Source organism: Streptococcus sp. KHUD_010 (assembly GCF_040207525.1).
Classification (GTDB): domain Bacteria; phylum Bacillota; class Bacilli; order Lactobacillales; family Streptococcaceae; genus Streptococcus; species Streptococcus hominis.
The window spans coordinates 1,840,333-1,862,500 of sequence record NZ_CP157941.1; the positions used below are offsets into that span (position 1 = coordinate 1,840,333).

Consider the following 22,168-nt stretch of genomic DNA (forward strand, 5'->3'; position numbering starts at 1 on the left):
TCATAGTACTCTGGATTATCAAAAAATATTATTCTCATAGTTAAATAAGAAAAATGCCCTGTTGTAAAATGAAGTGCAACACAGAAGACATGTTCATCTGATATACTAGAGTTGCGAAAAACAGTATAAAGGAAGATGAACATGTCCACAAATTATTCTACCACAAATCAATCCTACAAGCACTTATCTGAAGCTGAGCGAGGAGAAATTGAAGCTTATTTAAGCGTAGGACTCAAACCTGCTGAAATTGCTCGTAGACTGGGGAGAAATCGCTCTACTATTACTCGTGAAATTAATCGTGGTTCCATAACACAATTGAAAAAAGTCAATGGGCAGAAGGTCTACTACCAACACTATTATGCAGATGCTGCCCATAACCGTTATCGGGATGCTAGAGAAACCAGCTATTATCTAAAACTGGATCGTGTATCGAACGATTTTCTGACAAAATTTATAGAAGCGATGAGAGAGAAACCAAGGGTGCATAGCGTGGATACCTTTGTTCATACCTATAGACTCCAACATGTAGATGCAGTTGTTCCTTCAACCAAGACGCTCTATAACTATATCCATCAAGGTTTGTTAGAGATTAAGGTTATTGATTTACCAAGAGCAGTGCGGATTCGTAAGAAATTTAACAAGCGTCCCTCTACCAAGAAACATCTAGGAAAGTCAATTGAAGAAAGGCCAGAGGAGATTAATAATCGTTCCCGTTTTGGAGATTGGGAAATCGATTCTGTTCTGGGTGGAAAGACAATAGGAGAACCTTCTATTTTAACATTGGTAGAACGACAAACACGCTATGCTGTCACAAAGAAACTCGTGGAAAAGAAAGCAGAGTATGTCAATCAAGCAGTCTTAGAGTGTATGAAACTTTATCCCATTAAGTCCATAACTGCAGATAATGGAAACGAATTTTCATCATTGAGTAAGATAGAGGGATTAGATGTTTATTTTGCACATGCCTATTCATCTTATGAACGAGGCACAAATGAGAATTTCAATGGATTATTAAGAGAGTTCATTCCCAAAGGATCCTCACTAAAAAAACTAAATCCGACACTTTTAGAGGACTATACAAAGGCTATCAATGAAAGACCTAGACGAATCCATGGCTATCAGTCCGCAAAAAAGCTGTTTGAGCTAACTCAAACAGCTTGAAAGATACTCACTTAATCAGAGGAACAACTTTGTTGCACTTGACTTGACAATTGAGAATTTTTTATTTTTAAATATTCTAAAAAATCTTTTTCATTAAATTGTCCATCAGCTATTAGACTATAGAGTTTCCTTTCGTTTTTAAAAGGTTCTTTCTTTAAATTTGTAATAATTTCGTGTTCACCATAAGCATTGAAATCAATTTTAGGAACGATATTATTTTTAACAATATCATCAGTTAAAATTCTATCAATCATGAAACTTATTTGATTATAAGTATCACTCGCTAGTATGCTAGCAATTCCCTTTTATTTTTTTCTTTTTCTTTCGAAATTCTATCTAATGTATGATAACTTATCAAAAATAATATTATTATACAAACAATATTCAATAAGCCAACAAAGAAATTTAAATCTATTTTTTTGATATTTAAAATGTTAAGGTAATCAATTGTTACTAAGACAACAAACAATATCACAACTAAAAATATTTGTTTTTTCATATATGACTCCCGGATAACAGTTACTTTGTAATCACTACCACTATCTTTTATCTAGTTAATAATTGAATTATTATTTTTTCAATTATTACCATAAAAGAAAAGCTCATTTCATTTTAACAAAATAAATAGTATTTTACCAAGAATTCAATAGTTAACCAAAGTTATTGAGAACTCTTCTGATAACCAATTAATAACATATTAATAATTAGCAACAATTGATCAATATTTCTAACATAAATCCCAAAACAGCTTATAGCCTCAATTACTTAAAATATTTAAAAATTATACCATCTTTCAATCTTTTTTCCCGAATAATCTAAATGGAACTATCCAAATTATTTATTCAAAGGAGATTTATGAAGAAATACAGTCAATTATTTTTACTATCTAGCACTATTTTGGGCGTGTTTTCTGCTCAACTAACTGCTCAAGCCTCGGAAGCAGATAATGCTCAAAAAAGCTCAAATCCAGCAACTCTTGCTAGCAACATTACCGTCAATGTTTCTGGAAATACAGCTTCTATTAACTACACACGCTCACAGACACAAGTTCCTTACACCATTTACCACGCTGTTTGGTCTGATGAAAATGGGCAAGATGATATCAAGTGGTATTCTGCACCTCAGACACCAACTACAGCTATTGATTTGCGTCAGCACACTGGTTATGGAACCTTTCACGTCCACACCTATATCAATATCAATGGAAAAATGGTCGGTTTAAACGGAACGACTTTCAAAGTAGAAAAACCAGCTAGCGGCACGGTTTCTACAACCGTTTTAGGAAAGACTGCTCAAATATCCTTTACTCGAAACAAAGATCAAACAAATGCCAATATTTTACACGCTGTTTGGTCTGATGAAAATGGGCAAGATGACATCAAGTGGTATACGGCAGGGCAAGACACAACAGAAATTGACTTATCCAATCATAAAGGATACGGTGTTTACCATGTTCATACTTATGAAAGTAAAAACGGAAAGATGATTGGATTAAATGGCACCACTTTTAACCTTGAAAAACCAAATCCTACTATTCAGACTAGCTTTCCTGAGCCTGGTATCATGGATATTCAGATCAAAAATGTTCCTGAAACAATCTACAAACTAACTGTTCCGGCTTGGTCTGACCGCAACAGACAGGATGATCTTCAATGGTATGCAGCTACTAAAAATCCTGATGGAAGCTACAATGTTAGAGTTGAGCTAAAAAAACACAACTATGACACAGGAACTTATCACATTCATCTTTACGGAGAAAGCTATGTCAAACCAGAGTTTACTGGCTTAGCTGGAATCACTGCCCAAGTTGATGCTGATAAATTGCCTTCTGAAGAAGAGCAAAAACCTTTCTTCTCTGTTGAAAATATCAATCAAGAACAAGGGACTTATACCGTCAAAGTTAGTGAAACTTCAAAGTCCAAGCCGATTCAATCCGTCCGAGTACCTATTTGGAGCACAAGCAATCAAAGCAATATCAAGTGGTATACAGCCACTAATAACGGTGACGGAACATTTACGGCAGCATTTGATATTCGCAATCATCAAGTTTTGTCTGGAACATACACCAATCATATTTATGTGAAATATAAAGACGGTAGCGAGCATAGTTACGCAACGGATTCGGTTACTATGTCCGCAGAAAAAATTAAAACCAAAGTATCTGTCGATAAACGCTCAACTTATCTTTATGAGGTGACAGTGACAGATGCCTACGGTGACGGAACAATTACCCTACCGACTTGGTCTGAAGTCAATGGACAAGACGACATTCAGTGGTACACTGCTACTAAAGCTGGAAATGGAATTTACAAATTCACAATTGATACGCAAAAACACACTGGCAGCGGGCTTTTCCATACACATGTCTACCGCAATCTCAACGGTCAAATGATTGGACTAACTGGTACGAGCTATCAAGTAGAGAAACCTGCTGTTTCTTTCCAACCAAATTATGCCGCAGCAACGACTTATCCAAAAGGGCAATGCACTTGGGGCGCCAAAGCTCTTGCGCCTTGGGCTGGCAATTACTGGGGCAATGGTGGTGATTGGGCTGCTAGCGCCAGACGAGCTGGTTTTAAAACCGGTACAACTCCACAAGTAGGGGCTATTATTTGTTGGACAGACGGTGGTTACGGTCATGTTGGAGTTGTTACTCACGTAGCCTCAAACACACGCATTCAGATTCAAGAGGCCAACTACGCTGGGAAACAGTATATTGGCAACTTCCGTGGCTGGTTCAATCCTCATGCAGCTGGACAAGGAGCAGTTAGTTACATTTATCCAAAATAAGTTCCTCTGAATAACTTTAAAAACCTTGGAAAACAAATCCAAGGTTTTTATATTATTTTCAATGTCTAAAATGCCGTACGCCTGTAAACACCATGGCAATGCCGTATTTATCAGCCATGTCGATAGACTCTTGGTCACGGACGGAGCCACCCGGCTGGATGATTGCTTTCACACCTGCAGCAGCAATTTCTTCAACATTGTCCGCAAATGGGAAGAAAGCATCACTAGCAAGGACCGCACCGTCAAGACGGTCTTTCGCTTGGTCAAGAGCGATACGAACAGAAGCCACACGATTGGTTTGACCAGGACCGACACCCAGTGTCATGTGGTCATTTGTCACGATGATACCATTCGATTTCACATATTTGATCGCTTTCCAAGCAAATTCAAGCGCTGTTTTTTCTTGGTCGTTTGGTTGTCGTTTGGTTACAACCTTCCAATCCGCTGGATTTTCTTCAATAACATCTTGGTTTTGAACCAAAAGCCCACCGACAACACCCGTGTATTCTTTTTCAATTTGGCTAGCTTCTTGAGCTTCAAATGGCAATTGAAGAATCCGCAAGTTTTTCTTCTTCGTTGTCAAGATTTCAAGGGCTTTTTCTGAATAACTTGGTGCAATGATGATCTCAAGGAAAATAGCGTGCATTTTCTTAGCAGTTGCTGCGTCAACTTGGCGATTCAGCACAACAATTCCACCAAAGATTGAAACTGGGTCAGCTTCATAAGCGTAATCCCAAGCTGTTTCAATATCGTCAGCTTGTCCGATACCACACGGGTTCATGTGTTTAAGGGCAACAACAGTGGGACGGTCTTTGAAATCACGGATAATGCGGATTGCAGCGTCAGCATCGCGGATGTTGTTAAATGACAATTCTTTACCGTTTAATTGTTTAGCAGAAGCAATTGAGTAATCTGTTGGCAAAGCTTTTTGGTAGAAATCAGCATCTTGTTGAGGATTTTCACCATAACGCATTGGTTGTTTCAAATCGTAAGTGATTGTGAGTTTTTCAGGTTTTGTTTCACCAACTTGTTTTGTGAAATATTCTGCAATTAAAGCATCATAAGCTGCTGTATGACGGAAAACTTTTGCTGCCAAACGTTGACGAGTTTCAAAGCTTGTTTCACCATTAGCTGACAATTCATCCAAAACAACAGCGTAGTCAGCTGGATCAACGACAACTGTGACACTAGCGTGGTTTTTAGCAGCCGAGCGAAGCATTGAAGGACCACCGATATCAATATTTTCAACCGCATCAGCGTAAGTCACTTCTGGTTTCAGAATAGTTTCTTTGAATGGGTAAAGGTTAACCACAACAAGGTCGATCAATTCAATGTGGTTATCTTTTGCGGCTTGAAGGTGGCTGTCAAGATCGCGACGGGCCAAAAGACCACCATGAATATTTGGATGAAGTGTTTTCACACGACCGTCCATCATTTCCGGAAAACCAGTCACATCATCAATCGCGATGGTCTCCACACCTGCTTTATCAAGAGCAATCTTAGTCCCGCCAGTTGAGATAATATCCCAACCAAGTTTTTTCAATTCTTGAGCAAATTCAACAATACCCGCTTTATCAGAAACACTAATTAGTGCACGTTTTGTCATTTCAGTCCTACTTTCTATAAAAAATAAACCAGTTAATCATAATGCCAGCAATAAACCCGATAGCATAAGCTAAACTAAGACGCCATGGATTTTCAAGATTGCCAAATAGTACATTTACTATAAAGGCAACGACAATAAAAGTTAATACAAACACCAAAATTTTTTTCATCATCATAATCTTCTAATAAGCTAGCATTGCCAATAGCTACGCTATCAAATACGCTGACTACTTTTTCTCAACTCCTAAGCTCTCTAAAACTTCTGGGTAGAGTTTATACTCATTTTCATGAATGCGAGCTTCAAAACTGTCAATAGTATCATCAACCAGACGAGGCACACGAACTTGTTTAATCACTTTTCCGGTGTCAACACCATTGTCAACCCAGTGAACGGTCACACCGGATTGGCTGACACCAGCATTCCAGGCATCTTCAATCCCATGAGCGCCTGGAAATTCTGGCAGATAAGCTGGGTGAATATTGATGATACGGCCTTCGTAAGCTGCTAGCAGAGTCGGACCAACAATCTTCATATAACCAGCTAGACAAACCAAATCAATATCATATTTTTCAAGCAAAGTGACAATAGCCTCTTCGTAAGTTGCTTTATTGTCAAACTCTTTAAGTTTAAAAGCATGAGCTGTCACACCAAGTTTTTCTGCACGTTCTAAGACATATGCATCTCGGTGGTCTGAAAAGACAAATTCAACTGGAAATTGCTCCGCAATAACTTGAAAATTTGACCCATTACCACTCGCAAAAACTGCGATTTTTTTCATTATTTAATCACCACACTTGCATCAGTTTTTTTAACAATACGACCAAGTTCGTAAACTGGTTCGTCAAGCAATTCTTTCACGCGCTCAACCTTATCAGGGCTAACTGCCAACATCAAACCAATACCCATGTTGAAGATTTCAAACATTTCTTCGTGTTTGATGTTACCGTATTTTTCAAGAGCTTTGAAAATTGGAAGAATAGGAACTTTATCTTCTTCGATTTCAGCAGCTAAATCATCCGCAAACATACGTGGGACATTTTCAATAAAACCACCACCAGTAATGTGAGCAATACCGTTAACCAATTCTTCTTTGATAAGTGGAAGCACCGCTTTAACGTAGATACGTGTTGGTTCAAGAAGAACTTCTTTTAATTTTTTGCCTTCAAGTTCAGGAAGCACTTCTTCACCGGTGTAATCAGCAAAGACACGACGGACAAGTGAATAACCGTTCGAGTGAATCCCACTTGAAGCAAGCCCAAGAAGAACGTCACCATCAGAAACTTTTGAACCATCAATAATTTGTGATTTTTCAGCAACACCTACTGCAAAACCAGCCAAATCATAATCATCTTCACCATACATACCAGGCATTTCAGCAGTTTCACCACCGATAAGAGCTGCGCCAGATCGAACACAACCTTCAGCAACACCTGCAACGACTTGTTCAAGTTTTGCAGGTTCATTTTTACCAGTAGCAATGTAATCTAGGAAATAAAGTGGCTCTGCCCCAGCTGCAATGATGTCATTGACACACATGGCAACACAGTCTTGGCCAATCGTATCGTGTTTGTCATATTTAATGGCAAGCATGAGTTTTGTTCCCACACCATCAGTTCCTGAAATCAAAACAGGTTCTTTCACGTCCAGCTGAGACAAATCAAACATTCCACCAAAGCCACCAAGAGCTCCCATAACACCTGCACGTTCAGTACGCGCAACGTGTTTTTTGATACGTGCAACAACTTCATAACCCGCTTCAACATCAACACCAGATTGAGCATAAGCATTTTTTGTCATAATAATTTTCCTTCTCTTTTTTTGTCAAAAAACCATATTGGAGATTGCGACGTTTTTTCAGTCAAACCATTCTTTTGACTGAAAAAGCTAGTCAGGTCTTTAGCTTTGGTCCCATAGGACAAAGCGTCCACTGACAAATGCTTTAGCCTTTAGTCAGTGGTAAGACGTGGAGCATAAGCATTTTTTGTCATAATATTTTTCTCCTTTTGGGAAATAGCAGAGCTATTAAACAGTTCTATTTATTTTCATTAACTTCATGAATATAGAAGCTTGTTTTTTCTTCTAAGCTCTTGAGGTAAGGTTCTTCGTAATCGTAAAGTGGTGTTGGATACTTACCGTCAAAGTAAGCCACACACAAACCACCATTAGGCGCATCTGTATCAAGACCGATTGATTCAATCAAACCGTCAATTGACAAGTAAGTCAAGCTATCAGCACCGATAATCTCACAAACTTCATCTTTAGTGTGGTTAGCTGAAATCAATTCACGACGATTTTGAATATCGATACCGTAGAAGCATGGGTATTTCAATTCTGGACTACCGATTGCCACATGAACTTCTGTCGCACCAGCTTCACGAAGCAAACGAACGATACGGCGTGATGTAGTTCCACGCACGATAGAATCATCAACCATGACCACGCGCTTACCTTTAACAACACCAGATACGGCTGAGAGCTTCATGCGAACACCTTGCTCACGCAACTCTTGTGTCGGTTGAATGAAAGTACGTTGTGTGTACTGATTTTTCACCAAGCCCATTTCATTTGGGAGACCTGATTCTTCAGCAAATCCCATCGCTGCTGAAAGTGATGAATTCGGTACACCAACGACAATATCAGCTTCATGTTGAAATTCCTGTGCCAAACGTTTCCCCATATTTTTACGAGCCGTGTGAACATTGACACCATAAATATCACTGTCAGGTCGTGCAAAATAGATGTATTCCATTGAACAGATAGCAAGCTGAGTATCCGTCGTGTAGGTATCGTACCGAATGCCATTGTCATCAATAATAACCATTTCACCAGGTTTCACATCTCGAATCCACTTGGCACCAACCACTTCAAAGGCACACGTTTCACTTGATACTACCCAAGCACCATTTGCCATTTGCCCAATTGACAAGGGACGAAAACCATTTGGGTCAAGCACAGCAATCAATTTATCTTCTGTCATCAAAAGATAAGCAAAGCCACCTTTGACAGTGTTCAACGCTTCTTTGACTTTACCGATAAATTCAGGATTATGGCTACGGCGAATCAAATGCATTAGAATTTCAGTATCAGATGAGGCATTAAAAATCGCCCCTTGGTCTTCCAATTCTTTTTTCAATGATACTGCATTTGTCAAATTACCATTGTGGCAAAGTCCAAATTGCTCGTCTGTAAAGTTGTAAAGAAATGGTTGGATATTATTAATAGACGCCGAGCCTGCTGTCGCATAACGAACATGTCCAATTGCAGCATGCCCGGTCAATTTTTCTAAATCGGCAGGATTTTTAAAGACTTCTGAAAGTAGACCAGTATTACGGTGCTGAAGAAGTTTGCCGTTATCGTTTGTGACGATACCAGCACCTTCTTGACCGCGGTGTTGAAGACTGTGAAGTCCAAAATAAGTCACTTGAGCTGCTTGAGGATGCCCCCAAATCCCAAAAACACCACATTCTTCATTTAGAGATTTAACTTCGTATGTCACTGACATTTCCTCTTATTTTTCTGTCATTTTTATGCTCAATCATTATCAAAAGAATCCGAAATCATAGTTTCTTTTGATATTTGACGAGTATTATCCCCCTGTAAAGTACCGCACAGCACTTGCAAAGAGATGTTGGTCTTTATTTCCTGGAATATTTTGGAAAAGACCGTCTTCGTAACGTTCTGAATGTCCCATTTTACCAATGATTTGTCCGTTCTTGCTGGTAATCCCTTCAATCGCATTAATAGAGCCGTTTGGATTGTATTTAGAATCCATGCTCGGTTTGCCACCAAAATCCACGTATTGGCTGAAGATTTGTCCATTATCACGAAGTTCTGCAAATTCTTCATCTGTTACGACAAATTTACCTTCACCATGTGATACTGGAATAGCATGAATATCACCAACTTTGACACCGGCAAGCCATGGTGAATTGATATTTGCAATACGTGTTTCAACCATTTTCGCCACGTGTTGGTTGGCATCATTGTAGAAAAGTGTCGGGCTTGTTTCAGTCGCATCTTCAAAGTTACCGTATGGAAGCAGGCCTGATTTCACAAGTGCTTGGAATCCATTACAGATACCGATAATCAGCCCGCCTTTTTCAATAAATCTATCAATAGCTGCACGAACTTTTTGGTTCAACAAAATGTTGACAATGAATTTAGCAGAACCGTCTGGTTCATCTGCCGCTGAGAAACCTCCTGCAAAGAAAATAATGTTTGCTTTACAGATGTTGTCAACCATTGTGTCAACGGATGCTTCAATTGCTGCTTCATCAAGTGTCACAAATGGTACCAAATTCACTTTTGCTCCAGCTTGTTCAAAGGCTTTTGCTGAATCATATTCTGAATTTGTGCCGGGGAAGACTGGAATGTAAACAAGCGGCTCTGCTACTTTCTTACTTGCTTTAATCACTGCATCTGAAGCAACTGCTGGAACATCTTCAAGTTTTGTACTCTGTTCAAATTCAGTTGGATAAACATCTTCAAGTTTGCCCTCAAAGGCTGACAAAAGTTTATCTCCTACAAGGTTGACACCATTGACAGCAAGTGTAAAGTCAGCTGTTGTTTCACCGATTTTGCTAGCTTCAGCAATTTCTTCAGCAGATGTAAAGATAAAACCGCCAAGTTGTGCTGTCAAGCTAGTCACAAGCTCTGCCAATTCTACTTTAGCACCGATATGGTTACCAAAAGCAGCAAGTGCCAAACTTTCCATCACACCACCGTATTTAACAGCTGAAGCTGATGTGATAGGATGTGCTTTTTGAATCGCTTCAAATTTAACAAAGTTAGCTTTGATTAAGTCAAAATCAATCTCTTGTGAAATAGCTTGCCCTGGAATGTAGTAAATGTATTCACCAGCTGCTTTAAATTCTGGCGAAAGAATTTTACGACTATCTGCTGTTGTCACACCAAAAGCAACCAATGTTGGCGGTACTGTCAATTCTTCAAAAGTCCCTGACATGGAGTCTTTACCACCGATTGATGGCAAACCAAGTTGCAATTGCGCTTCGATTGAACCAAGAAGAGCTGAAACTGGTTGTCCAAAGCGTTCAGCTTGTTTGTCCATACGTTGGAAATACTCTTGATAAGAGAAACGTGCTTTAGACCAATTCGCACCTGTTGCCACCAAACGTGCTGTTGCTTCGATAACAGCATAAGCTGCACCATGATAAGGTGACCACTCCGCAATATAAGGGTTGAACCCTTGTGCCATAACTGATGCTGTTGTTGTTACACCGTTTTGAACAGGAAGTTTTTGAACTGAACTTTCTGTTGGTGTGATTTGATAACGACCGCCGATTGGATGATTAACTGTTGAACGCCCAACCGAGCTGTCAAAGATAGTTTGCAACCCTTTTTGACTAGCGTGGTTAAGATCAGACAGAACTTTCACTGTGTCTGCTTCAAGTGTTGCTGCTGATGTTGTACGCACCTCAGGAAGGGCAACATCCTTATCCACAACGTTTGCATCAACAACCACACGCACACCGTTTGTATCAAGGAAACGACGTTCAATATCAACGATTGTTTGACCATTCCAAGTCATAACAAGATTTGGTTTTTCAGTAACTGTGGCAACCACTACCGCGTCAATATTTTCTTTATGACATTCTGCCACGAAAGCCTCAACATCTTTCGGACGAACCACAACAGCCATCCGTTCTTGTGATTCAGAAATGGCAATTTCAGTTCCATTAAGTCCTTGGTATTTCAAAGGCACTTTGTTAAGGTCGATTTCAAGACCGTCAGCTAATTCACCAATTGCCACACAGACACCACCAGCACCAAAGTCGTTTGATTTTTTAATGAGGCGAGTCACATTACCATTACGGAAAAGACGTTGAATTTTACGTTCTTCAATGGCATTCCCTTTTTGTACTTCTGCACCAGCTGTTTCAACAGATTCAACCGTTTGAACTTTAGATGAACCAGTTGCACCACCGACACCGTCACGACCAGTTTTACCGCCAAGAAGGATTACCATATCGCCTGCTTCTGGTTTTTCGCGGACAACATTACTTTTCGGAGCTGCACCGACAACGGCACCAAGTTCCATACGTTTAGCGACGAATCCTGGGTGGAAATATTCTTTAACATACGTTGTTGCAAGACCGATCTGATTACCATAAGAAGAATAACCATGCGCAGCTGTTTTAGAAATCACTTGTTGTGGCAATTTACCAAGACGTGTTTCTGAAATTGGTGTTGTAATATCACCAGCACCTGAAATACGCATTGCTTGATAAACATAAGAACGTCCTGACAATGGGTCGCGGATTGCACCACCGATACAGGTCGCCGCACCACCAAATGGCTCAATTTCCGTTGGGTGATTATGTGTTTCATTCTTGAACATCAAAAGCCAAGGTTCTTTTACACCGTTCACATCCACTTCAATTTCAACAGAACATGCGTTAATTTCGTCTGACACTTCCATATCGTCCAAGCGACCATTTGCACGTTCATAACGATCAAAGATTGTCGCCATGTCCATCAATGTTTGTGGCTTTTCAGAACGTCCAAGTTCATCACGCATAGCAATATATTTATCATAAGTTGCTTGCAATTGTTTTTGGAATTTAGACGCTGAGAAATCAATATGCTTCAGCTCAGTTTCAAAAGTTGTGTGGCGGCAATGGTCTGACCAGTAAGTATCCAACACTTTCAATTCTGTATCCGTTGGCACGCGCCCGATGGATTTGAAATAATCTTGGATGAAGACAAGGTCATCCACTTCCATTGCCAAACCTTGCTCAGTTTTATAATCAGCAAATTCAGCTGCTGTATAAGTCTTGAAGAAATCAAGATTTGGAATCGTTTTGTCCGACTCTGAAAATGCTTGCGGTGCAATTCCTGTCGTAATATCTTTAAAACGAGAATCTACTGGATTAAGAAGATAATTCTTAACCGCATCAAGTTCAGCAGTATTAATATCTTTGTTAACAAGATAAAGTTGAGCCGTATTAACCGTTACATCATTACTGCTGCCAAGAAGGAGTAATGCTTCTTGTGATGAAGCCGCACGCTGATCAAATTGACCTGGAAGTGATTCGATGGCAAAGAAAGCATAGTTAGCAAGTTCAGCAACCACATCACTTTCAGCCAAAATAGTATCAGTTACCTGTTCAGAGAAGATGTGCTTTTCAGCACGCTCAAAAAGCGAATCTGCCAAGCCAAACACATCATACACTTGAATAATACGCAAATCGGTCAAACTCGTTAATTGAAGATTGTGTTTGAGTTCTTTAACAAGCGCCTGAGCCTTAATGTTAAAATTTGATTTTTTCTCAACGAAAATTCGTTTATTCATTTTTTATCCTTTTTAGATTTTTTTACTAGTAAGAAATCACAGCCTTTTAGTTAAGTCCTTTGAGTTTTTCAAGGACAACTTCGTAAACATCTGTCAAACTACCTAAATCACGACGGAAAACATCTTTATCCATGTGATGACCTTCAGCATCCCAAAGACGGCAGTTATCTGGTGAAAATTCATCCGCAAGAATAATGTTGCCATCTTTGTCTTTACCAAATTCCAATTTGAAATCAATCAAATTAAGACCAATTTGGCTGAACCAATCTTTCAAAAGTTCATTAATACGACGTGTTTCTGCTTTGATATAAGCAATATCTTCATCACTTGCAATACCAAGGAATTTTACGTGTTCATCATTGATAAATGGGTCATCCAAATCATCATTTTTGTAGTAAAATTCAACGATTGGAGTATCTAATTTAATTCCTTCTTCAACACCAAAGCGTTTTGAGAATGAACCTGCAGTGACATTACGCAAAACAACTTCAAGCGGAATGATATCCACTTTTTTGTTCAATTGTTCGGTTTCTGACAATTGTTTAACAAAGTGAGTTGCCACACCTGCTTCATTCAATTTCGTAAAAATGAAAGATGAGATTTGATTATTAAGAACACCCTTTCCTTTAATCGTCTCTTTACGAGCGCCATTAAGCATTGTCGCTTGGTCTTTGTAATGTGCAATAATAAGATTTTCATCATCTGTCAAAAATAAATCTTTAGCTTTTCCCGAATATAACAAATCACCTATCATTTTAATATTCGCCTTTCACCTTTTTCTGACTTAAGTCTATCATATTCAAAAAGGATTTTCAAGAAAATGCCGTACAATATTCGCAAACATCAAAAAAACAGCTGGGGTTTCAACTGTTTTCTCATATTTTACTTTATTTAGTCAATAAAAAGTTCGTTTTTATGCTTTGTTCAAGTTTTTCTGCACGCAAGCGACAACATCACTCACATTCTTCAACTCATCTATATCTTCGTCTGAAATTTCAATGCCGAATTCATCCTCCACAGTTAGAATAAATTCCATCAAATCAACAGAATCCGCTTGCAGGTCATCTTTCAAACTGAGTGTTTGAGAAACTTGAAATTCCTCACCGCGACTTTCCTGAATAATCTCTACAATTTTTTCGTAAATTTCTTGTTCTGTCATTTTGCCTCTCCCGAAAATTCATTTACTGCTTTTCCTACAACATCCGTTTCCAACATTGTACGAATTTGACGAATCGTGCTGTAAACTGCTTTTGCATCACTCGCTCCATGTGTTTTAACAACAGGTGCTTTCACTCCAAACAAAACAGCACCGCCTACATCAGAATAGTTTAAACTACTCTTCAAAGACTTTAGACTATCTTTCAGTAACATTGCACCTAGTTTTGCTTTCCAGCCACCATCTAAAATAGATTTTTTAAGTTGACTCATAATTCCCATGGCTGTTCCCTCCATGGCTTTCAACACAGCATTACCTGTAAAGCCATCCGCTACCACAACGTCTGCCACATGATCCATTAAATCACGCGCTTCCACATTTCCAATAAAATTTAACGAAGCATCCGCCGCTAACAAATCATACACTTCTTTCCGCAAGGGATCCCCCTTACTTGCTTCTGTCCCATTGTTTAAAAGCCCTACACGTGGTTGCTTGATTCCACGTACATTTTCAGCATAAAATGACCCTAAAATAGCATACTGATGCAAATGATGAGCTGTATTTTCCGCATTAGCCCCCAAATCCAACATATCAAAGCCTTTGTCATCTGTCGTTGGTAATGTGGACATCAATCCCGGACGGTCAATATTCTTGATACGACCAACAATGAAAAATCCCGCAGCCAAGAGCGCTCCTGTATTTCCGGCAGAAAGTATCGCATCTGCTTCTCCATCCTTTACTGCCTTTGCCGCTAGCACCATACTGGCATTTTTCTTCTTGCGAATTGCTTTAGTTGGCTCATCATCTGAATTGATTTTTTCATCTGTATGAACAATACGAACCCGCTCAGTTGCCTTTAAATACTGCTTGATTTTTGCTTCATCTCCATAAAGGATGACTTCAATATCCGAAAAATCGTTCAATGCTCGATTAACCCCTTCTACGACAGATTGTGGAGCATAATCGCCACCCATGGCATCAATTGCTATTTTTTTCATTTCGACTCCTTGTTCTTTAAAATTTCTCCCCAGTCTCCCAGAGAATCAATAAATTTTTTGGGCTTTAGATGAATCCCAACATATTCTTCATAAATTTGATCAATCACTTTTCGCAATTGTCTTTTCAATTCAGGCTTCAAAGAAATGGTCTCCAGTTCACTAAATTGAACCGCTTGAAATTGGTCCAATAAGTAAGGAATGTTGGGATCCAAATGACTCCGTCGCTCATCTTTGCCATAATGTTCCGGACATAAAACGCCATTATAAGTAAAGGAAAAATCAAACGGTAGCCCTACTCGGTGGCAAAAGCAGCATTCATGGAAATTCAAAGAAACACCAAAACGTGACAAAATTTGAATTTCAAAAATATTGGTCAGCACCTCATAATCCAAGCCCTGCTCCATCAATTCCAACGTTTTTTGCAAAAAAGCAAAGAGAGCCGAATCTATTTCATTATCCTGAATACTGGCGTCTGCCAGAGCTACCACATAAGTTGCATAAGCCATTGTAAACAAATCATGATTGATATGCTGGAAAGTCGTAACCTCTTGATAATCATCGATATAACTCAAACCGTCATCATTTATTTTCATCAAAAAATCGGCCACTACCAATGGTTGGACAACCGGATTCAACTTAGAATTTCTAGCATGTTTCACGAAAAACATTCGCTTACCAGCTTGCTCTGTGAAAATTTTGACCAGTTTATCATTTTCTCGGAAATTACGATTATAGAGAACCAAACCTTTACTTGTGATGGATTTCAGCATACTCCTCCATATATTCCTTAAGCCGCTTCATAGCTTCTTTTATCGTATCCATGCCGGCCGCATAAGAAAGACGTACATAACCTTCCCCATACTGACCAAAAGCAGCACCAGGAATGAAAGCAACTGCTTTTTTTTGTGCAAAATCCTTCAAAAAAGCAAAAGAATCTTGATTGTAGCCAGCTGGAATCTTGGCAAAAATGTAAAATGCACCATCTGGTTTGATAATCTTAAAGCCCAGCTCCGTCATCTTTTCGATAATGTAATCACGACGCTCAATATATTCCCTTTTCATCGGCTCTGCATCATCTTTACCCGCTGTCAATGCCTCCACTCCTGCAAATTGAGCCATCGTGTTTGCAGCTGTCACCAAGTATTGGTGGCTTTTAATCAATTGAGCTGTAAAAGCAGCTGGAGCAAAGGTGAAACCTAGACGCCAGCCTGTCATCGCATGCGATTTAGACAAACCATTGATAACAATCGTTTGCTCCGGTAAAAATTCTGCAATAGACACATGTGGCTGATCGGTATAAGTCAACTCAGAATACACTTCATCACAAACAACAAAGACATCATACTTTTTCAATACATCGGCTAACGCAGTCATTTGTTCTCGTGAATAAGTCACTCCTGTCGGATTAGCTGGATAATTTAAAATCACTGCTTTAAGCTGATTTCCTTGCTCTAAAATCGCTTTTTCTAACATATCAGGTGTTAAAACAAAGTCATTTTCTGTCGTATCAATTTCGACAATCTCTGCTCCCACAAGATTGACAATCGGCTCATAACCCGGATAAGCAGGTGCAGGCAACAGTACCTTATCTCCTTCTTCTAAGATAGCTGTCAATGTCGCAGATAGAGCTTCTGTCGCTCCAATTGTCACTAAAATTTCTGTTTCAGGGTCATAAGAAAGATTGTATTTTTCTTTCACAAATTGACTAGCTGCCTGACGCAATGCTAACAACCCACTCATGCCTGTATAATGGCTCTCGTTTGCATCAATTGCTGCTTTCGCAGCTTCTTTTACATGATCTGGAGTTGTAAAATCAGGCTCTCCCAATGTCAAACGAAGAACTCCAGGAATGCTCGAAATAGATTGATCAAATTGCCGAATCAAAGAAACTTCAATTTTATCTAAATTTTTGTTAAAACGTTTCGCCAAATCCATATCTTACCTCCAAAATCTGATAGAACTATTATACTATAAAACCTAAGTCATAGCAAAAATATCATAATATTGAGAAAATTCATCACTTATCATCTGATTGAAGCAAAAGAATCACTCCAGCTATCAGAGTGATTCCTATCTAGATGTTCTTACATTAAAGAGCCGTTAAAGTTTCAAATAATGGCGAAAGAGGACGTTTTTCATGGATACGTACAATTGCCTCTGCCAAAAGATGAGCAATCGAAATTTGTTCAATTTTATCAATTAAACGTTCTTCCGGCAAATAAATTGTATCTAACACGACCAATTTTTTAATCGCTGATTTTTGAATATTATCCATAGCAGGACCCGAAAGTACTGGATGAGTACAGCTTGCATAAACTTCTACCGCACCTGCCTCAGCAAGCGCATCAGCAGCATGGCAAATTGTCCCAGCTGTATCAATCATATCGTCAATTAAAATACAAGTTTTGCCTTCTACTTTACCGATGATATTCATTACCTCACTCGTATTCATCTTATCTACACTACGTCGCTTATCAATAATAGCAATCGGTGTTTTCAAAAATTCAGCTAATTTACGAGCGCGCGTCACACCACCGTGGTCAGGGCTAACAACTACGTAATCACTACCTGTCATCCCACGACGTTCAAAATAATCCGCAATAAGAGGAGCCCCCATAAGATGATCTACTGGAATATCAAAAAATCCTTGAATTTGAGCCGCATGCAAATCAATTGTCAGCAAACGATCAACACCAGCCACTTGCAACATATTTGCAACTAATTTTGAAGTAATTGGCTCACGAGCACGTGCCTTTCGGTCTTGACGAGCATAGCCATAATAAGGCATTACAACATTGATTGATTCAGCACTTGCACGCTTTAAAGCATCCACCATAATTAAAATTTCCATCAAATTATCATTGACGGGCGAGCTCGTTGACTGCAAGATAAAAACATGCTTTCCGCGGATAGATTCTTCGATATTTACTTGAATCTCCCCATCAGAAAATTGACGCACAGTTGACTTTCCAAGCTCCATACCAATCTCTTGAGCAACGCGTTTAGCCAATTCCTGGTTGGACGAAAGAGCAAAGAGCTTTAAATCAGAAAACGACATGATTTCCTCCAGTATATATTCGTTTCTTTGTAAATCAGTTACAAATTTCTCCACTTAACATTGTAACCCTTTTTAGTGAATTTTTCAATCAAAAATAAAAAACGCAAGATGCGCTTTTTATCTTTATATTCATTAATTTGGATAGATGTAAGTAAATGAACCTTGTCCTGCAGCAGCTGGATTGAACCAACCACGATAATTTCCAATAGCTTGATTACCTGCATAGTTTGCTTCAGATACTTGAATACTTGTAGCTGATTGAACAGCTGTTACAACAGCAACGTGTCCATAACCACCATCGTTCCATGAAATGATTGCACCTACTTGAGGTGTTGAACCTGTACGGAAACCAGCTGCAGCCGCACTTGCTGCCCATTGAGCTCCATTACCCCAATAATCACCAGCCCACGGAGCTAATGTTTTTGCTCCCCATGTACATTGACCAACTGGATAAGTTGAAGCAGATGAACTATATGTAGGACGACTCACAGTTCTAGTAGTTGTTGCTTGTTGCGTCACATTTGTTTGAGTTGGAGTAGCTGCTGCACCACTATTGTTGTTTACAGCTTGTACTTGGGCTGCAAAACTTGTATTAGCAGAAGAAGCTACAGCTTGTTCTTGCGCTGCTTGTTGTGCTTTATAAGCTGCTTCTTGTGCTGCTGCCTCTTCAGCTGCCTTTTGTGCTGCTGCTTTTTGTGCCAACAATGAGTTCTTTTCACCTTCAGCAGTTGCTTTTTCTGCAGCAAGATTCAACTGCGCTGCTTTTAGTTCAGCTTGCTTAGTAGACAATGTTTTTGCATCATTTGCAAGTGTTTGTTGATTTGCGATAACAGTATTTATCGCTTCATTATTGGCTACTTGTTTTTCAGAAATAGCTTTTTTATCTTGTTTTTGTTGTTCCAACATTTTGTTGTTTGCTGAAACGATTTCGCTCATAGCAGAAACACGTGAAATAGCTTCTGTAATTGATTTTGAATTTACAATTGTATTGATATAGCTTGTAGCCGTACCGCTCGTTTGAGCACTACGTGCTTGATTAGCCAATGATTCATTACGCGCTACAATATTCTTAGACAACGTTTCGATTTCAGCCGATAATTTTGTTGATTCAGCTTGAAGTTTTTCGTTTTCAGCTTTCAATTTTTCTTGTTGAGATTGAATAGATGAAACTTGAGCTTGAATTTGATCTACTTGAGATTGAGCTGATTTTTGTTGATCATTCAAACTATTAATTTTACTATCTTGTGCAGCAATCTTGTCATCAGTAGAATCTGCATGTACATTTACAAGAGACGCTCCCTGTGCAAGAACCATTGTACTTAATAAGATTGATGTAAGTAATTTTTTCTTCATAAATGATTATACTCCTATTCAATAAGACAATTATAAGTATAACAAAAAAAGGCGCCGAGTATGTTACGCCTTTATTACATTTCTATTTCCAATTCATCATAAAATCTTATCATAAATATATCTTCTCCAAAATTGGTTGAAGCAACAAAAAGAATAGTAAATTTGAGACCATTGTCGGAGCAATTGTATAAACGACAAAATCTGTAAAAGGCATTTGAGTTAGATGGGTAACATTTGCCAAAGCGAACGTAGCCACCTCAAAGAAAAATACTAAAATGGCAACTGTTAAAAAACGACTAACTCGATTAGACATCAAAACAGAATTATATTTACTAATAACAACCCCCGCTAAAGGCAACAATAGTGTCGAAATGCCGATAACATGAAAATAATACGCATCATACAACAAACCAATTAACAGCAACATGATAAAATTAGTATTTTCTGAAAGATTTATCGAAATATACAAAATAAAGATAAGCAAAAGATGACTTAGTAAGTGGATATTATTTGGAAATAAATTAGTCAAAAGATTTGAAAGATGGCCATCCACTAACATCACAACAAATAAAACCAAAAAGGATAAAATGTAGCTTTTAAAAAATTTCATATCAATTTCCTACTAATGTCACCACACGAATATCTGATAAATCCGCACTTGGTTTTACAAAGACTTCTTTTGTTAAATGGTCCGATTTTTCAGTAACAGAAAGGACTGTTCCAACCGGAATATTAGGAATGTTGTACGTTCCTAAACCACTGGTCACAACTTTCTCACCTTTTTTAATGGTATCCGAACTATTTAACTGACTGATAATAAAAGCAGACTTTTCTTTACTGTAGCCAACAATCACACCATAAATTGTGCTTGTCTCCGTTTGAATTCTTACTGAAATATTATCAACATTTTTATTATTGGTTAAAAGATTTACTCGGCTAGAATGAGAAGCGACATCTTTCACACTACCAATCAAGCCACCATTTGCCACTGCTAGCATTGTATTTTGAATCCCATTTTGACTACCAGCATTGACAGTTAATTCAGATAACCAAGAAACCGGCATACGCGTAATAACATCAGATGAAACCGTTTTTTTTGACTCATAAAGATTTTTCATTTCTAATAGCTGTCTTAATTGAGCATTTTCATCTTTTAATGAAGCCGAATCAGCAGATTGTTCTTCTGCTTTAAATATAGCTTTTTTTAATTGCTTATTTTCTTTATATGTCCGTGATAAATCAGTCAAATCCGATTTAACATCCGCCAAAAAATTAAATGGTTTTGAAACAATATTATCCAAAATAGAAACGACATTAGAAGTTGCATTCACTACACCTAAAGAACGAGTAGTAACTAAAAGTACAGAAGTTACGATTATCAAAATAGCAGTCATAATAAGAAATTTGGATTTTTTCATACGATTCACTTTACTCCCACAATAGACACGCCAGATTCAACAGGTAATAGAAAAGGAGATAGCTACCGCTACACTCCTTACATACGGAGAATGGGGGATTCGAACCCCCGCGCCAGTTACCCGACCTAACGATTTAGCAAACCGTCCTCTTCAGCCTCTTGAGTAATTCTCCAAAAATTATTATGGGCACGAGTGGACTCGAACCACCGACCTCACGCTTATCAGGCGTGCGCTCTAACCACCTGAGCTACGCGCCCAAGTCCAAAAACTTGGTATAGTTGAACATCTCTGTTCAAAGCGGGTGACGAGAATCGAACTCGCGACAACAGCTTGGAAGGCTGTAGTTTTACCACTAAACTACACCCGCTTAATCAATCAAATAATGGCGCGAGACGGAATCGAACCGCCGACACATGGAGCTTCAATCCATTGCTCTACCAACTGAGCTACCGAGCCTACCTATTGCGGGAGCAGGATTTGAACCTACGACCTTCGGGTTATGAGCCCGACGAGCTACCTAGCTGCTCCATCCCGCGCTATTCCTACTAAGGAGGATGTGGGATTCGAACCCACGCACGCTTTTACACGCCTGACGGTTTTCAAGACCGTTCCCTTCAGCCGGACTTGGGTAATCCTCCACATATAACAAAATGGACCTTGTAGGACTTGAACCTACGACCACTCGGTTATGAGCCGAGAGCTCTAACCAGCTGAGCTAAAGGTCCAACAAGATCAATTATAGCGGCGAAGGGGATCGAACCCCCGACCTCCCGGGTATGAACCGGACGCTCTAGCCAGCTGAGCTACACCGCCATAGCATCGGGAAGACAGGATTCGAACCTGCGACACCTTGGTCCCAAACCAAGTACTCTACCAAGCTGAGCTACTTCCCGTATGGATAGAAAAAATGAAGTCTAAGAGACTTCTTTTCTATGCACCCTAGAGGAGTCGAACCTCTAACCGCCTGATTCGTAGTCAGGTACTCTATCCAGTTGAGCTAAGGGTGCTCTTTCTATGAATATAAATTTATTATATCACAAATACAAAAAAAGTCAAATCTATTTATGCACCCTAGAGGAGTCGAACCTCTAACCGCCTGATTCGTAGTCAGGTACTCTATCCAGTTGAGCTAAGGGTGCTCTTTCCTATGCCGAGGACCGGAATCGAACCGGTACGATTGTTTCCAATCGCAGGATTTTAAGTCCTGTGCGTCTGCCAGTTCCGCCACCCCGGCTTCCTCAAGCGAACGACGGGGTTCGAACCCGCGACCCCCACCTTGGCAAGGTGATGTTCTACCACTGAACTACGTTCGCATT

The 22,168-nt window shown here is 39.1% G+C and carries 19 protein-coding genes and 13 tRNA genes; 2 read left to right on the forward strand and 30 right to left on the reverse strand.

What is annotated here, in order from left to right:
- Positions 1–141: 141 nt before the first annotated feature.
- Positions 142–1,161 (forward strand): IS30 family transposase, encoded by a 1,020-nt coding sequence (locus tag ABKA15_RS09070; RefSeq protein WP_192208559.1) that lies wholly within the window; start codon positions 142–144, stop codon positions 1,159–1,161.
- An 11-nt stretch (positions 1,162–1,172) separates the two neighbouring features.
- Here the strand turns inward: ABKA15_RS09070 and ABKA15_RS09075 are convergent, their stop codons facing one another.
- Both ABKA15_RS09075 and ABKA15_RS09080 read right to left on the reverse strand, forming a co-directional pair.
- A complete protein-coding gene (locus ABKA15_RS09075; protein ID WP_049514295.1) occupies positions 1,173–1,415 on the reverse strand; it encodes a hypothetical protein in 243 nt (80 codons plus the stop codon).
- A 29-nt stretch (positions 1,416–1,444) separates the two neighbouring features.
- Positions 1,445–1,660, reverse strand: coding sequence for a hypothetical protein (locus ABKA15_RS09080; RefSeq protein WP_049514293.1), 216 nt, complete (start codon positions 1,658–1,660; stop codon positions 1,445–1,447).
- Between the two features lie 356 nt (positions 1,661–2,016).
- On the opposite strand from ABKA15_RS09080, the gene ABKA15_RS09085 reads away from it, so the two are divergent.
- Complete coding sequence (locus ABKA15_RS09085) at positions 2,017–3,951, forward strand: GBS Bsp-like repeat-containing protein (RefSeq protein ID WP_049514291.1); 1,935 nt, start codon at positions 2,017–2,019, stop codon at positions 3,949–3,951.
- Between the two features lie 58 nt (positions 3,952–4,009).
- On the opposite strand, the gene purH is transcribed toward ABKA15_RS09085, so the two are convergent.
- From purH to ABKA15_RS09225, 28 genes are all read right to left on the reverse strand, one after another.
- A complete protein-coding gene (gene purH, locus ABKA15_RS09090; RefSeq protein ID WP_049514289.1) occupies positions 4,010–5,557 on the reverse strand; it encodes a bifunctional phosphoribosylaminoimidazolecarboxamide formyltransferase/IMP cyclohydrolase in 1,548 nt (515 codons plus the stop codon).
- Positions 5,558–5,564: 7 nt separating this feature from the next.
- Positions 5,565–5,732, reverse strand: a complete 168-nt coding sequence (locus tag ABKA15_RS09095; protein ID WP_350015350.1) for a phosphoribosylaminoimidazolecarboxamide formyltransferase — start codon at positions 5,730–5,732, stop codon at positions 5,565–5,567.
- Positions 5,733–5,783: 51 nt separating this feature from the next.
- Positions 5,784–6,335: a phosphoribosylglycinamide formyltransferase gene (gene purN, locus ABKA15_RS09100; protein WP_049514285.1), complete on the reverse strand. Its 552-nt coding sequence runs from the start codon at positions 6,333–6,335 to the stop codon at positions 5,784–5,786.
- Positions 6,335–7,354: a phosphoribosylformylglycinamidine cyclo-ligase gene (purM, locus tag ABKA15_RS09105; RefSeq protein ID WP_049514284.1), complete on the reverse strand. Its 1,020-nt coding sequence runs from the start codon at positions 7,352–7,354 to the stop codon at positions 6,335–6,337. Before purM ends, purN begins: the two co-directional genes overlap by 1 nt.
- A 235-nt stretch (positions 7,355–7,589) precedes the next feature.
- Complete coding sequence (gene purF, locus ABKA15_RS09110; RefSeq protein WP_049514282.1) at positions 7,590–9,053, reverse strand: amidophosphoribosyltransferase; 1,464 nt, start codon at positions 9,051–9,053, stop codon at positions 7,590–7,592.
- Positions 9,054–9,143: 90 nt separating this feature from the next.
- Positions 9,144–12,869, reverse strand: a complete 3,726-nt coding sequence (locus tag ABKA15_RS09115; RefSeq protein ID WP_186832633.1) for a phosphoribosylformylglycinamidine synthase — start codon at positions 12,867–12,869, stop codon at positions 9,144–9,146.
- Positions 12,870–12,915: 46 nt separating this feature from the next.
- Complete coding sequence (gene purC / locus ABKA15_RS09120; protein WP_186832632.1) at positions 12,916–13,623, reverse strand: phosphoribosylaminoimidazolesuccinocarboxamide synthase; 708 nt, start codon at positions 13,621–13,623, stop codon at positions 12,916–12,918.
- A 159-nt stretch (positions 13,624–13,782) separates the two neighbouring features.
- Entirely contained in the window at positions 13,783–14,028 is a 246-nt protein-coding gene (locus tag ABKA15_RS09125; RefSeq protein ID WP_186832631.1) for an acyl carrier protein, read from the reverse strand.
- Positions 14,025–15,023 (reverse strand): phosphate acyltransferase PlsX, encoded by a 999-nt coding sequence (gene plsX, locus ABKA15_RS09130; RefSeq protein WP_186832630.1) that lies wholly within the window; start codon positions 15,021–15,023, stop codon positions 14,025–14,027. Before plsX ends, ABKA15_RS09125 begins: the two co-directional genes overlap by 4 nt.
- On the reverse strand, positions 15,020–15,793 hold the full coding sequence (gene recO / locus ABKA15_RS09135) for a DNA repair protein RecO (protein WP_186832629.1): 774 nt from the start codon (positions 15,791–15,793) through the stop codon (positions 15,020–15,022). The genes plsX and recO overlap by 4 nt, the downstream gene beginning before the upstream one ends.
- The gene (locus tag ABKA15_RS09140) at positions 15,771–16,958 is read right to left on the reverse strand and encodes a pyridoxal phosphate-dependent aminotransferase (RefSeq protein WP_049533227.1); all 1,188 of its coding nucleotides are present in this window, start codon (positions 16,956–16,958) and stop codon (positions 15,771–15,773) included. The genes recO and ABKA15_RS09140 overlap by 23 nt, the downstream gene beginning before the upstream one ends.
- A 154-nt stretch (positions 16,959–17,112) precedes the next feature.
- Positions 17,113–18,081, reverse strand: coding sequence for a ribose-phosphate diphosphokinase (locus ABKA15_RS09145; RefSeq protein ID WP_003027164.1), 969 nt, complete (start codon positions 18,079–18,081; stop codon positions 17,113–17,115).
- Positions 18,082–18,213: 132 nt separating this feature from the next.
- Positions 18,214–19,434 carry a CHAP domain-containing protein gene (locus ABKA15_RS09150; protein WP_186832628.1) on the reverse strand — a complete coding sequence of 407 codons (1,221 nt, stop codon included), beginning with the start codon at positions 19,432–19,434 and terminating at the stop codon, positions 18,214–18,216.
- Between the two features lie 109 nt (positions 19,435–19,543).
- Positions 19,544–20,044, reverse strand: a complete 501-nt coding sequence (mreD, locus tag ABKA15_RS09155) for a rod shape-determining protein MreD (RefSeq protein ID WP_106387792.1) — start codon at positions 20,042–20,044, stop codon at positions 19,544–19,546.
- 1 nt (position 20,045) lies between these two features.
- On the reverse strand, positions 20,046–20,852 hold the full coding sequence (gene mreC, locus ABKA15_RS09160) for a rod shape-determining protein MreC (RefSeq protein WP_186832627.1): 807 nt from the start codon (positions 20,850–20,852) through the stop codon (positions 20,046–20,048).
- Between the two features lie 84 nt (positions 20,853–20,936).
- Positions 20,937–21,024, reverse strand: a tRNA-Ser gene (locus tag ABKA15_RS09165).
- 11 nt (positions 21,025–21,035) lie between these two features.
- A tRNA-Ile gene (locus ABKA15_RS09170) sits at positions 21,036–21,109 on the reverse strand.
- 39 nt (positions 21,110–21,148) lie between these two features.
- A tRNA-Gly gene (locus ABKA15_RS09175) sits at positions 21,149–21,219 on the reverse strand.
- A gap of 16 nt (positions 21,220–21,235) precedes the next feature.
- Positions 21,236–21,308: transfer RNA gene (locus tag ABKA15_RS09180), tRNA-Phe, on the reverse strand.
- A gap of 6 nt (positions 21,309–21,314) precedes the next feature.
- A tRNA-Met gene (locus tag ABKA15_RS09185) sits at positions 21,315–21,388 on the reverse strand.
- A gap of 12 nt (positions 21,389–21,400) precedes the next feature.
- Positions 21,401–21,490, reverse strand: a tRNA-Ser gene (locus ABKA15_RS09190).
- Between the two features lie 13 nt (positions 21,491–21,503).
- Positions 21,504–21,577: transfer RNA gene (locus ABKA15_RS09195), tRNA-Ile, on the reverse strand.
- A gap of 14 nt (positions 21,578–21,591) precedes the next feature.
- Positions 21,592–21,665 (reverse strand) — tRNA-Met (locus tag ABKA15_RS09200).
- 6 nt (positions 21,666–21,671) lie between these two features.
- Positions 21,672–21,745 (reverse strand) — tRNA-Pro (locus tag ABKA15_RS09205).
- A 40-nt stretch (positions 21,746–21,785) separates the two neighbouring features.
- A tRNA-Arg gene (locus tag ABKA15_RS09210) sits at positions 21,786–21,859 on the reverse strand.
- Positions 21,860–21,917: 58 nt separating this feature from the next.
- Positions 21,918–21,991, reverse strand: a tRNA-Arg gene (locus ABKA15_RS09215).
- Positions 21,992–22,000: 9 nt separating this feature from the next.
- Positions 22,001–22,086, reverse strand: a tRNA-Leu gene (locus ABKA15_RS09220).
- A 7-nt stretch (positions 22,087–22,093) separates the two neighbouring features.
- Positions 22,094–22,165: transfer RNA gene (locus tag ABKA15_RS09225), tRNA-Gly, on the reverse strand.
- Between the last annotated feature and the right edge of the window lie 3 nt (positions 22,166–22,168).